Origin of the sequence: Kangiella aquimarina DSM 16071, from assembly GCF_000374105.1 — a bacterium.
GTDB classification, from domain to species: domain Bacteria; phylum Pseudomonadota; class Gammaproteobacteria; order Enterobacterales; family Kangiellaceae; genus Kangiella; species Kangiella aquimarina.
In genome coordinates this window covers 1,439,554-1,452,009 of record NZ_KB893650.1, presented here as the reverse complement: position 1 = coordinate 1,452,009, position 12,456 = coordinate 1,439,554, and the positions used below count along the sequence as shown (strand labels likewise).

General features: G+C 42.5%; 9 protein-coding genes. 2 read left to right on the top strand and 7 right to left on the bottom strand.

What is annotated here, in order from left to right:
- Positions 1 to 145 precede the first annotated feature (145 nt).
- A complete protein-coding gene (pyk, locus tag B158_RS0107030) occupies positions 146 to 1,591 on the top strand; it encodes a pyruvate kinase (RefSeq protein WP_018624661.1) in 1,446 nt (481 codons plus the stop codon).
- An 11-nt stretch (positions 1,592 to 1,602) separates the two neighbouring features.
- On the opposite strand, the gene B158_RS0107025 is transcribed toward pyk, so the two are convergent.
- The 5 genes from B158_RS0107025 to B158_RS0107005 all read right to left on the bottom strand — a co-directional run bounded on the left by B158_RS0107025 (position 1,603) and on the right by B158_RS0107005 (position 7,435).
- Positions 1,603 to 2,505: a DMT family transporter gene (locus B158_RS0107025; protein WP_018624660.1), complete on the bottom strand. Its 903-nt coding sequence runs from the start codon at positions 2,503 to 2,505 to the stop codon at positions 1,603 to 1,605.
- Positions 2,506 to 2,601: 96 nt separating this feature from the next.
- Entirely contained in the window at positions 2,602 to 3,663 is a 1,062-nt protein-coding gene (locus B158_RS0107020; protein WP_018624659.1) for a MaoC family dehydratase, read from the bottom strand.
- Between the two features lie 52 nt (positions 3,664 to 3,715).
- Positions 3,716 to 4,624 (bottom strand): HpcH/HpaI aldolase/citrate lyase family protein, encoded by a 909-nt coding sequence (locus tag B158_RS0107015; RefSeq protein ID WP_228127076.1) that lies wholly within the window; start codon positions 4,622 to 4,624, stop codon positions 3,716 to 3,718.
- Between the two features lie 25 nt (positions 4,625 to 4,649).
- On the bottom strand, positions 4,650 to 6,305 hold the full coding sequence (locus B158_RS0107010; protein WP_018624657.1) for an acyl-CoA synthetase: 1,656 nt from the start codon (positions 6,303 to 6,305) through the stop codon (positions 4,650 to 4,652).
- 8 nt (positions 6,306 to 6,313) lie between these two features.
- Positions 6,314 to 7,435, bottom strand: coding sequence for an HpcH/HpaI aldolase/citrate lyase family protein (locus B158_RS0107005; protein WP_018624656.1), 1,122 nt, complete (start codon positions 7,433 to 7,435; stop codon positions 6,314 to 6,316).
- Positions 7,436 to 7,608: 173 nt separating this feature from the next.
- On the opposite strand from B158_RS0107005, the gene B158_RS0107000 reads away from it, so the two are divergent.
- The gene (locus tag B158_RS0107000; protein WP_018624655.1) at positions 7,609 to 8,592 is read left to right on the top strand and encodes an HpcH/HpaI aldolase/citrate lyase family protein; all 984 of its coding nucleotides are present in this window, start codon (positions 7,609 to 7,611) and stop codon (positions 8,590 to 8,592) included.
- Between the two features lie 65 nt (positions 8,593 to 8,657).
- On the opposite strand, the gene B158_RS0106995 is transcribed toward B158_RS0107000, so the two are convergent.
- Both B158_RS0106995 and B158_RS0106990 read right to left on the bottom strand, forming a co-directional pair.
- Positions 8,658 to 10,895 (bottom strand): carbohydrate binding family 9 domain-containing protein, encoded by a 2,238-nt coding sequence (locus B158_RS0106995; RefSeq protein WP_018624654.1) that lies wholly within the window; start codon positions 10,893 to 10,895, stop codon positions 8,658 to 8,660.
- 168 nt (positions 10,896 to 11,063) lie between these two features.
- Positions 11,064 to 12,296, bottom strand: coding sequence for a choice-of-anchor H family protein (locus B158_RS0106990; protein WP_018624653.1), 1,233 nt, complete (start codon positions 12,294 to 12,296; stop codon positions 11,064 to 11,066).
- Positions 12,297 to 12,456 lie beyond the last annotated feature (160 nt).

Below are 12,456 nucleotides of genomic sequence, written 5' to 3'. Positions count from 1 at the left end.
TTTTTGTGTGCCCCATTTTATAAAAACTTAATATTGATCAATAGCAGCCCTACTCTTTTTTCACTACAATAGTGTTGTTTTTCTAAAGCTTGTCTTTACACTGTTACCTATCAAACATATCGATCAAAAACCGAGCAGAAATTATATGTTTAAACGCACCAAAATAGTTGCAACTCTAGGTCCCGCTACAGAATCCGACGACACCATTCGCTCATTAATTCAAGCTGGTGCCAATGTATTCCGCCTTAACTTTTCGCATGGAGAAGCCAAGGATCATATCCACCGTGCAGAGCAAATCCGTCGTATATCAAGAGATATGAATCGATATGTCGCCATACTAGGTGATCTTCAGGGACCAAAAATTCGCATTGCCCGATTTAAAAAAGGCAAAATCAACTTAGAGGTTGGTGCTACTTTTATATTGGATTCAGAGCTGGAAAAAGAAGCTGGCGACGAAGAGCGTGTTGGTATTGATTACAAACAGCTTCCTTCTGACTTGAAGGAAGGTAATCATTTGATGCTCGACGATGGCCGTATTCAGCTAGAGGTGAAGCGTTTAACTTCAACTGAAATCGTGACTGAAGTGATCATAGGTGGCGTGCTGAGCAACAACAAAGGTATTAATTTGCTGGGAGGTGGTCTTTCGGCCCCAGCCCTGACAGATAAAGATAGAGCTGACATTAAAATTGCTGCGGCTATGCACGTGGATTATTTAGCAGTATCGTTCCCTAGAAGCGCAGATGATATGCATGAAGCGCGTAAGCTTCTGCAAAAAGCTGGTGGTAATAGTAACCTGGTTGCCAAGATTGAACGTGCTGAGACCGTTAATGACGACAAAATTCTCGATGCCATTATCATGGCCTCTGATGCTGTCATGGTAGCGCGTGGTGACTTGGGCGTTGAAATTGGTGATGCACAGCTAATTGGCGTACAAAAACACATTATCTCGCGTTCACGTGCTTTAAATCGCGTAGTGATTACTGCAACGCAAATGATGGAAAGCATGATCCACAACCCTATTCCGACCCGAGCTGAAGTGTTTGATGTTGCCAATGCCGTGCTGGATGGAACTGATGCAGTGATGCTTAGCGCCGAAACGGCAACTGGCGACAACCCTGCTCGCACTGTTCAGGCTATGGCAAATGTCTGTCTCGGCGCGGAAAAACAATCCATGATTCGCATGTCACGTCACCGCAATGAAATGTCGTTTGAATTGATTGACGAAGCCATTGCAATGGCAACCATGTATACCGCTAACCACCTAAAAGGGGTTAAAGCAATCGTTGCCTTAACAGAATCTGGCTCTACTGCTTTATGGCTATCACGTATCCGTTCAGGCATGCCAATTTTTGCCTTGAGTAGAAACGAGCAGACTCTTCGTAAAGTAGCACTTTATCGAGGTGTTGAAGCCATTGAGTTTGATCCGACTGTACTGGCCAAACATGATGTTAACCGCTTAGCGGTTGAAGAATTACGTCTGAGAAACTTTGTGGAAGATGGTGATCTGGTCATCATTACTAAAGGTGACTCAATGGGAGTACTGGGTGGAACTAATGCCATGAAGATTGTTCGTGTAGGCCAGGTTCATTAAGCTAGCTAGCCCTAGCCCTGACCACCACTGTTATAGACGAATACCAAAACGCCAAGGAAGGCTAAAACCACACCAGCTAATCTGCGCCGACTCACTTCTTCCTTAAGGAAAATCCAGGCAAACAAAACAATAAACAGAACTGAAGTCTCATTCAAAACAGATGCGATAATAGCATCCGTGTATTTATAGCCTGAAAGCCACAGAATCATCGAAATATAAGTACCAAGCACACTGGCAATAATCAAAATTCGCCAATCTCTCGGTTGCTTTAATTCATTAACCACTTTTATCAATTTCTGACTTATCAGTAAAAGACCAATTGAACCCAGAATTCCACCAATAAGTCGCAAACTGATAATCCAGAAAAAGCCATCACCTTCGAGAATTCTCTTGACCATAACCACGCCAACGGCGTTCAGAAATACAGCGCCGGCAGCTAAAGCAAGTCCCTGCCAAAGTACCGGGGCATCAACATTCTTCCTATTTCGCTGCCAGGTAACCAAAATGATGCCAATCAATACCATCAAAAAGCCAATAAACTGAGTCCAGTGTAATGTTTCATTGAGGAATAATACTGATAGTACTATGACAAACGGGCTGTAAAGACTGGAAACAATGGCAGTATTACCAGCTCCAACTTTTCTGAGGGCCAGGAAGTACCAGGTATCAGACAAAGCGATTCCAACAAAACCGCTAATAGCAACAATCGTCCATTGATAGGCATCAAGCTGGGGAAGCTGAATTCCTTCAATAAAGAATGCGGTTGGTACCAAGAGAAATGTCGCTAAAATATTTTTGAAAAGATTGAGTGCGCTGGCACTGAGCGTTTCGCCGGAATGTTTGAATAATATAATTGCTGTGGCCCAGCAAATAGCTGACGATAGTGCAAACAGCTCGCCCAAACCAAATGTCATAACATGATCTCAACACAATAATAAATTGTGGCCCAAGAATTGAGCCAAAGAGAACGCAACTTACCACAAAGACTTAAGTAAGCCTACATGATTAAACTATTTTGGATTAGGGATCAGTACGGTATAGTCTAAGTCCAACACTACATTATCAGGATAGTCTTTAACACTATTTGCCGAACTGACCTGCTCTTTGATGGAAGACCATTGAATGTTTTTAAAACCAATCGTTTTTAACCTTAGTGCGCCCATACCAAACCCAAGATCGTATTTATTCTGAACCTGAGTTGCCGCATAGATAGTGTTGCCTGCATAGGTAGGGTTGAGGTGTGCTCCACCATTGATGGCCGCTAGCCATTGTGCGTTGGCTAGACCATTATGTGAAAGAGAGCGGCATAACGAGATAATGTGGCCACCATAAACCAGACGTTGCTGGTGCTGGCTATCTTGCATCTGGTGATAATTAAAATGGACTTTGGCATTGTTCTGATAGAGCTTAGTAGCCATGGTGTGTTCAGTTGCATCAATCGTCAAACCATCAATATGATCAATCCACTCCCCAACTTGATAATCCTTGAAAACAAAAGTTTCTCCACTAGAGATGTAGCTGTAGTTATCAGCATTAAACTGATCGGGCATAGCCAAGTGCGCAGGACTAACTTCTGAGTTGAGCTGTGGTTGAACCGCATAAGTATTCTGCATACCCTCTTCTTTCTTATGCACCATAACCCAGCGCTTCCAGCTGGCTACCAAATGGCCATCTTGATTCGTAGCGCGAGAATGAACATAAACAATGCCAGTCTTTCCGTTTGAGTTTTCCTTTAAACCAATAACTTCTGAAAGCACTGAAATCGTGTCACCAATAAACGCTGGCAGTACAAACTGCACCTCGGCATATCCCAGATTAGCCACTGCATTGAGTGAAATGTCCTGAACCGTTTTACCGAAGGCAATGTGAAATAGTAATAGGTTATCAACTGGTGGTTTTGCAAAACCAACTTTGCGAGCAAGGTGATGGCTTGAGAACAAACTAAAGCGGCTACCGGTTAAGGCTATATACAGGCTGGCATCACCTTCCGTAATAGTACGCGGAATGGGATGCTCAATAAGTTGCCCTAATGAAAAGTCTTCAAAGAACCGTCCGGCGGATGATTTATTCATGTGCTGTCGCTATTAGTTTGTCTTATTGTTTAAACACTACCTGAAATCATACTTATCGGCTAGCCCCAATTAACTCGTTTTGGCCTAACTCTTTTACTGTGTTGTATAGCGTTAGCACTCGCTCAGCCCACTCTTTCAAAGAAGGCTCGATTAAGCGGTCATCAATTACAGCAACATTGCGCCCTTCTTCATTGGCTTGATTGATTGCTTCAATAATGGCTTTAGCACGATTAATGTCATCGAGCTTCGGTGTAAAGGCGTCATTGGTATATGCCAGCTGGATAGGATGAACAACAGCCTTACCATCAAAGCCTAGATCGCGAGCCTGTCGGCAGGAAAACTCGCAAGCCTGAATATTTTTTAAATCAAAATGCGGGCCATCGATAACACATTTTTTATAAGCTCGTGCTGCCAGAACAACCAATGACAAACTGGTCAATAAACCAGAGCGATCGTTGGTTTGAGTAATTTTTAATTCATTGGATAAATCTGTCACCCCCATCACCACACAACTAACTCTATCACTGGCTGCACAGATTTCTTCAGCATGCATAACACCGAGCGGACTTTCGATATTAATCATGATATCAAGCTTATCCGATCGAATAGCATCGATCTGCTGTATGTATTGAATCAGGGAGTCAGCGGATTCGATCCGGGGAAGTAATATCGCATCAATATCGAGGTTTTTAATAGCTTCCAGATCTTCTTTGCCCCATTCAGTATGAAGGGGGTTAACGCGTACAATCCGCTCCGAATACTCAAAGTCTTTTGACTGAGAAAATGCCTTGATCAAACCATCGCGTGCGGTTTGTTTATGTTGAGGTGGCACTGACTCCTGCAAATCAAAGATAACACTGTCGGCCGCCAACCCTCTGGCTTTTTCCAGATAACGTTCAACGTGTGTAGGGACATACAACATTGTTCTGCGAGGACGATAATTCAGCGTTGATTCCATCATTTATCCTTTGAAAATTAGTGTCTAGTCATTCATCACTAGAAATTAAATACTGTTCGAGGTGTTGCAGTAACTTCTTGCGAAGTACTTTGCCATTTTTGGTACGTGGATAATCACGCACCAGGTATACTTTCTTTGGAGCTTTATACTTGGCTAACTTTTGCAGCCCATAATCCAAAATTTGTTCTTCAGTCACATTGTGATCGGGCTCCGGAATAACACACACCACTATTAGCGTTTTGTCTTTTCCAACGTCTTCACCTAAAGCTACACAGTCTGCGACATCCGGATGTGCCTTTATGACTCGCTCTACTTCATGTGGCGATACCCGAAAACCAAAAGTATTGATGATGTCGTCTTTTCGGCCTAGAAACCAAACGTAATTCTGTTCATCTCGCTTGGCATAATCACCCGTAAAAAACCAACCATCATGAACAGCTTTTACAGTTTCTTCAGGAAGATTCCAATAGGAAAGAAACAAACCAGGATCATCAGCACGAATACAGATCATGCCCTCTTCACCATTTTCTACAGGCTCAAGCTGATCATTTAATAACTCAACCTTATGGCCCGGCTGAATAAAGCCTGCGGCACCTGGAACCACTCTGGCTTTTTTATGTTGAGAGATATAATAGGATATTTCAGACATGCCAATAGCTTCATAAATGGGCGCATTAAAGCGTTCTTCCCATGATTTCTGCATTTCATCCGATAAATGCTCACCTGCACTCATACAATGTTTCAACGAAGGTAAATCTTTTCCTGCGTAATCAGTTTTTTGGATGATTTGTCGGTAAATGGTTGGCACACCAATAAAAATACTACATTCATGTTTTTGAATCAGCTTCGGCCAGGTATGTGCATCATTGTGACCTTCGTAGGCTATCACGGTATGACCATGCAGTAAGGGGTCCATCAAGGCTGTACCTAAGACATAGGTCCAATTGAACTTACCTGAATGCATGATTCGCTCAGATACTCCATCCTGAAAATCAAACCAGTAGCGACTTGCTGGCAATCGACCAAGTAAAGCTCGCTGGGCATGCAGTACGCCCTTGGGATAACCTGTTGTACCTGATGTGTATACCAGATAGGCAGGATCATTTACTGTTGTTTTAACAGGGGTGAAATCTACCGATTGTGAATCGAGCGCCTGGTTAAAATCAATTAACTTAAATCTTTTTGATTGTGGTAGTTCACCTTCGCCAGTCAGCAAGACGGTCTGCACAGACGAGTCCTTTAAATCATTTTCAAGTTCTGACCACATTGTTTTATGAGTAACTAAAACACTGGCCTGAGAATCATTTGCCAAATAGGACACTTCACTGGCTGAAAGTAAGGTTGAGGTTGGAACCGCAATTGCTGAATATTTTATGGCACCGAAAAATGCAATCGGGTATTCCAATGAGTTAGGTAGGCGAATCAGAATACGATTGTCCGGTGAAAGAGCTATCGATTGTAGTAGATTTGCGAATTGAGAAGTTTTTTGCGCAAGTTGCGAGTATGTAACCTGGCTTGTTCCCAGAGACTCGTCTTCGACAATCAAAGCAGGCTGATTGGCTTTTTCCAATGAAGCATGTTGATCAACACAGGCTTCACAAATGTTGAAGTATGCCGGTAATTGCCATTGCCACTCATTGGTTTGTTGATTGTAATGAACAATTTCCTCAAAGGAATATTTCATAATAATCCTTAAATCATTCCGTATGGCCAGTTTTCACGGATCACATGAACTGGTAATCGTTTCAAGACATCCAACGCAAAGGCTTTGTCCTTTTCATCCAATGATTTTAATGCATAGGCACGCAACAGACTCTGCAGTGCTTTACCAAACATTGGTGGATCGAGCATTTCGCCTTCAAACTTAATGGCTCCGCCTAATAGTGCATCGGCATCGATTGCGGCCTGGAGAATATTAACGTTTCGCTCAATCTGCAGAGGCGATGGTGTGAAAGCCACTTTACACAAATGAATATGGAAAGGATGGATGACCTGTTTACCGGTAAGGCCCATTTGCGCCTCAACTAATGCATGTTGATGGACAACATGTGATTCACGTTCACCATGCAAATCTAACCAACGACGAACGTCATGAGGCTCGATATAACTCTCAGGCATTGGCGTTTTATTAATTAAAACCTCAACGCCACCTATCACCCCAGTCCCAGCAATACGCGCTTCCAGTAACAACATACGAAGATAGGTTTTTAACTCATCAATCCAACCTTCAGGTGTTAAGTGAATTGCCATCGCTTTAGAGAAATCATGAATACCAAACACGACATGACGCACAGTTGAATACTGCATCAATTCTGGAGAAATCTTGAGTGAGCGAGGATGCTCAATGATTGGCTGAATTTCAATTTTAGGATTAACACTAACTAGCCAGGACGATAAGTCACGAATTTCTGCTGCACCGTAAACCTCGCCCGCCTTGGCCAATACAATCACATCAATGTAATCCGACATATCGCGAATAAGTTTGAGGTCCTCTTCATACTCATCGGTGCGGAATGGATTGATACGGACTGCGATTTGGAATGTTCGATTTTCAAATAAAGGAAGCTCTTGCCGTAACAGCTCACGGCTCATAGCTTTTTGACGGCAACCATCTTCAAGGTCAAAAAGTAAGGTATGTGCACTGGTATTATGTGCGTATTTCCTCATACGCGCAGAGGCCTGCTCCATCGTTTCATAGACCCCATCTGCGGGAGAGTACTTTACTGGCGGATAATACAACTGGATCCCTGGCCAGAAGCCCCCCAACACGATCTGTTCGTCTACTTTTTCCAAGAAAGAATGCTCTTGCATCATTTTAACTAATCCGACCAGTTATTTTGCATAAATAAATCATATTCAAACGATTATTTCAAATTTTTGTTTGAATTTTATTCGCTCCGCGCTAGTATTAATTGGACAACGCACCTGAACAATAGGTTGCAATACATGTTATCTAATTGATAAATAAGGAGAATATAGTGAGTTCAATGGTTCATCCGAAAGATGCATTATTTGATGCTGAGAAGCCATTTCCAGTCATTCCAAGCTGTGAACACTTTGCCGGCAGCGAGAAATTAATCCGAAAAGCACTCGAAATGCAGGACACCATTGGACCGGTATTTGACATCACTTGTGATTGTGAAGATGGAGCGCAGGCAGGCAAAGAAAAAGAGCATGCCGAAATGATTGCCACAGTATTATCCAGCGGTGCGAATAAGCACAAAATGGCTGGCGTTCGCATCCATGATTATCAGCATCCTCATTGGAAAGCTGATCTTGATATTCTGATTCCAAAAATTGGCAACATTGTTACCTACTTTACACTTCCTAAAACAACCTGTGCGGCCCACATTCAGGAAATGGTCGATTACATTAAAACCGTGTGCCAACAGAACGGAATTGAGCGTTCAATACCTGTGCACGTCCTGATTGAAACACATGGAGCGTTAAGAGAAGTATGGGATATTGCCAAAATTGAAACGGTTCAGGTATTGGACTTCGGTATGATGGATTTTGTCAGCAGCCACCAGGGAGCCATACCAGCTTCATGCATGAGGAGTCCAGGCCAATTTGATCACCCATTGCTCGCTCGTGCCAAAGTTGAGATGTCGGCAGCAGCACTGGCCAACGGTGTTGTTCCATCGCACAACGTCACATTAGATTTGAAAAATCCCTACCAGACATATAAAGATGCTGAGCGCGCACGTAACGAGTTCGGCTTCCTGCGTATGTGGAGCATTTACCCTACTCAAATCCAGTCGATAGTGGATGCCATGAAGCCAGATTACTCAGAGGTTAATGATGCGGCCAATATTCTCATTGCCGCACAGGATAATCACTGGGGACCTATCCAATACGAAGGTGAACTGCATGATCGGGCCACTTACCGTTACTACTGGCAACTGCTTGAGCGCGCTCATGTCAGTGGCTTATCAATCCCGGAACAAGCACAAAAACGATTCTTCGCCTAAATAAAAAGTATTCATGCATAAAAAAAGCAGCCTAAGTTGGCTGCTTTTTTGTCTTCTAACTAAACTTAAAACTGAAATGCATAACTGAATTTTGAGAAGAAAGTTTTGCCCGTTCTTTCAAATTGATTAACCGTATTATCCTCAAAACCATTATCCGAGTAACCTAAATAGAAAACCGTTCTTGGATTCCATTTGTAACCGTATAACAATTGTCTATCGATAATAGTTTCACGGCTCACCTGATTAGGGTTTGAATAGAGAGGAGCATTATAATCAACATCGGTATAACGGATTACAAACTTTAAATAACTGTACTGATCAAATTGGTAGCGTGTATCAAAGTTAAAGATATCAGCTTTGAATAATTGTCCCTGCTCAACATCGAAGTCGGTGAACTGCCACTCTCCGCCGAATGACCAATGCGGGGTAACTTGCCAGTTACTATAAACCCCGTATTCCTGATAAGTCGCTGCTCGGGCATTTCTGTAATCAACACCATCACCCCAGCGAATGTTATACCCCACTCTTAATGCATTTACCGGGTAAAAAGAACCACTATGCGAGTAATACTTTTGTGGAAACCAGTTATCCTGATAAAACTCATAACTTACATTTCCAACTAAAGTGAATCCTGAGCGATATTCGCCATTGGCATTTAAAGTTATCGTTGCCAGATCCCAAAGTTTTTGATCGGTATACTCAGTAACTCGCTCGCCCTTGACCTGCAAGCTGTAATCAGAGAAAAAATCATTATTAGCCTCTGTTCCATACCAATTTCGTTTAACACCAAAGGCCTGTCGGTCATATCCGACCTGAGGTTTGTAGCCCAGGTCCGCTCTAAAATCATTATCAAAGTCAATGTGGGTTGCGAAAACATCCCAATCGCGTCCATTATGAGAATAATTCACTCGATATCCAAGACCATCGCTGCTTGGCGCCAGGCCATAGTCTTGCTGAAGTTGCTGAGGATTTTCTGTATCCGAATACATAACTTCATAACGTAGCTCATCCACGTTGGTGATCATATATTTGCCATCAATGGCTGCCACACTATTTCGGTAGCCATCAGCACTACGGTGAGTAATCATGCCACCAATTTGAGATTTTTCACCAAGGTCGTAAGCATATCTTGCTGCGAATACGTCAGACTCAAGGTCGCTACCATCAACATCAGTAAGTCTAGCCAGAGAGGAGCTTAGGCTACCTGGTATTAAAAAGGAGGTTTGTTGATCGCGACTCGCTAAGATACCAAATGAATGGCCTTCGTTCTTTCCTATGTATTTGGCTCCAAAATCAGGGTTAGCAATTGTCCGTGTGTTGAGCAAGGTAAAAGGTGTTCTGAAATACTCAGCACCCTCTAAAAAGAATGGGCGCTTTTCCGAATAAAATAAAGAAAACTGAGTGTTAACATCCAGTTGAGCAGCGTCTGTTTCGACCTGAGAAAAGTCTGGATTTATAGTCGCATTCAGAACCGAGGAATCTGTAATTCCCCAACGCAGATCTAAACCGGCTTCCCAATCAACTCCATCACCCTGCCATGCAGGTTCTGCTGGTGGGCTTCGTGTCTGCGAATCCTGTGCAACTATATAGGGGGTCATCTCAAGATTACGACCACTTTCAATCCCTTCAAAACCCTCGGCTTTTGTTATCTGGCATACATAACAATTGATATCCCGTCTCTGTGGTGAATGAGCCAGTCGATACATATAACCTCGAGGATAGAACCGTACGAAGTCTATGCCCCATTTATCACTATTTTCTGGAAACCTGAGGACCTTAAAGGGCAACTTTATTTCAACGTTATAGCCTGTTTTGGTTATATGAGCAGCACTGTACCAGATACCATTCCAGGAAGTATCTTCAGAAAGGCTAATGTCATCTTCTATACTGTCAGACTGAACTCCAACTGGATTAACAAAAAAGTTATATGCTTTTCGCCCATCATTGAATGTATCTACCTTAAAACCAACTTGATCGTCACCCCACCCGTCACGATCGCGAAAGGAGTAATACAGCTTAGAAGGGTCTGGATCTTCAGCAATAAAGGCAACCAGCAAAGAGTCACCGTTTTGAGCAACGTATGCAGTGGTTGCAACAGGAGCTTGAGTGTTTTCTCCGGGTCGAGTCTCATAATCCAAAGAGACTTTGATAGCATTATTCCAAATGGCTTCATCAAGTTTGCCATCCAGGGTAATGTCCCCTTCTACTTTTGGGATATTAATATTTTCTAGAGACTGGCCTTCGGTAGCGACAAAAAACGACGCAAACGCAAGCAAACAGCAGCTGGACTTCAGTAAATGCATTCTTGTTTTCGATTTCCTTCAAAATGATGATTATTGTAATTAAATTAGAATCTTATGATGGTTAAACTTGTAACAGGATATTACAAGCATGACTGAACTACAAGAAGCCGTCCAATAACAAAAAAGCAGCTGAAACAGCTGCTTTTTATGACTTGATTTTTGATTGAATTAGCGACGTCTGAACCAGGCGAATAACCCCAGAAGTGACAAGCCCAATAAACTCCAGCTACCACCGCCTGAACCATAACTGGTTGATGAAGGTGGCGGAGTTACCGTTGTGCTACGAGTATCGCGCCCTGCATCTTCCAGTGGCACCTCGAGTAATGATGAAAACTCACTGGAAACATCATCCAACACTTCACCCGTATCCGCATCTATAAGCTCAATGCGGAAGTCATAATAATCCGTCGGATAGCCTGACTGCCATTCAGCATCAATTGAAATCACGTCATCAGCACTGGCACCAACCACTGTCAAGACAGCCGTTTCTGTTTCATACTCCCAACTGTAGCCAGGTACTCTCTGATAAAGAATCGCGTAAACATCTCTTGAGGATTGCTCAGTATCTACATCGAAGCTGATGGTGAAGTCACGATAGAAACCATCATTATCGCTATCAGTCCAGATCTCAGTTTTAACGGTAGTTACCCAGGTATTGCTGGATACATTGCCAGCCTCATAGGTTTTATCTTCAAGTGGCAACCAGCCAAGGTCTGCATCGTCATATTCAGAATAGGTATCCACAACACCGGAATAACCGTATTCAAACAAATCAATTAACACTTCATATCGACCAGGAGGAAAACCACTATTGAGCTTTGTGGTTACCGTGTAGTCATCAGAAGAGTTATCACCATAAATAGTAAACACATCTGTGGTGTAATAATGAGTCCATTCACTATCGCCATTTTTTCGGATAAACATTTCTGCATATACGTCATAATATTCATTGTAATATGCGTCCACATCAAAATTCACGCTTAGCTTAGTATAATAGCCATCACCATCGTAATCTTCTGACAAGTATACAGAGCCATCATATACATATAAGTGGTTCATTCCTGAACTTAAGCTCTTTTCAGACTTCTCTGGAAGATTACTTTTTTGTGCACGCATTTCACTACGAGTTTTAGCAGTAGTCTTATCTAGCTCAAGCTGAAGCTCAGCTTTAAGGTCAGTTGTGACCTGCTTTGAAGAGTAAGACGAAGTTCGATTACTGGCAGCAGGAACCTTATCGGTTTTGTTAGCAACCTCACCAGTTTCCTTTTGCTGCATTTCTACACTGGTAGTGGCTGATTTTCCGGATATTTTAACCTGTGGTTCATCCGCCACAGCCTGCCCGGCAAATAATATTGCAGAAAGTGTGACTCCAAGTGGTACTAATGTTTTGCTTATACTCATAATCGACTCCTTTAACCCAGCTTGGTAACATTTTTTACCAACTTTAGAGGGTAGATAATACTTACTCATTGCTCATCAATGGCTTCATTAAAGCAATGGTCAACTGAATCCTTCCTGAATTGAAATGATGAATACTAGACACTTTAGCGTGTGGAAATTT

Bases quoted from the DNA above. Each gene is read 5' to 3' on its own strand.
- pyk (WP_018624661.1), top strand. From the start codon at position 146: ATGTTTAAACGCACCAAAATAGTTGCAACTCTAGGTCCCGCTACAGAA.
- B158_RS0107025 (WP_018624660.1), bottom strand. From the start codon at position 2,505: ATGACATTTGGTTTGGGCGAGCTGTTTGCACTATCGTCAGCTATTTGC.
- B158_RS0107020 (WP_018624659.1), bottom strand. From the start codon at position 3,663: ATGAATAAATCATCCGCCGGACGGTTCTTTGAAGACTTTTCATTAGGG.
- B158_RS0107015 (WP_228127076.1), bottom strand. From the start codon at position 4,624: ATGATGGAATCAACGCTGAATTATCGTCCTCGCAGAACAATGTTGTAT.
- B158_RS0107010 (WP_018624657.1), bottom strand. From the start codon at position 6,305: ATGAAATATTCCTTTGAGGAAATTGTTCATTACAATCAACAAACCAAT.
- B158_RS0107005 (WP_018624656.1), bottom strand. From the start codon at position 7,435: ATGATGCAAGAGCATTCTTTCTTGGAAAAAGTAGACGAACAGATCGTG.
- B158_RS0107000 (WP_018624655.1), top strand. From the start codon at position 7,609: ATGGTTCATCCGAAAGATGCATTATTTGATGCTGAGAAGCCATTTCCA.
- B158_RS0106995 (WP_018624654.1), bottom strand. From the start codon at position 10,895: ATGCATTTACTGAAGTCCAGCTGCTGTTTGCTTGCGTTTGCGTCGTTT.
- B158_RS0106990 (WP_018624653.1), bottom strand. From the start codon at position 12,296: ATGAGTATAAGCAAAACATTAGTACCACTTGGAGTCACACTTTCTGCA.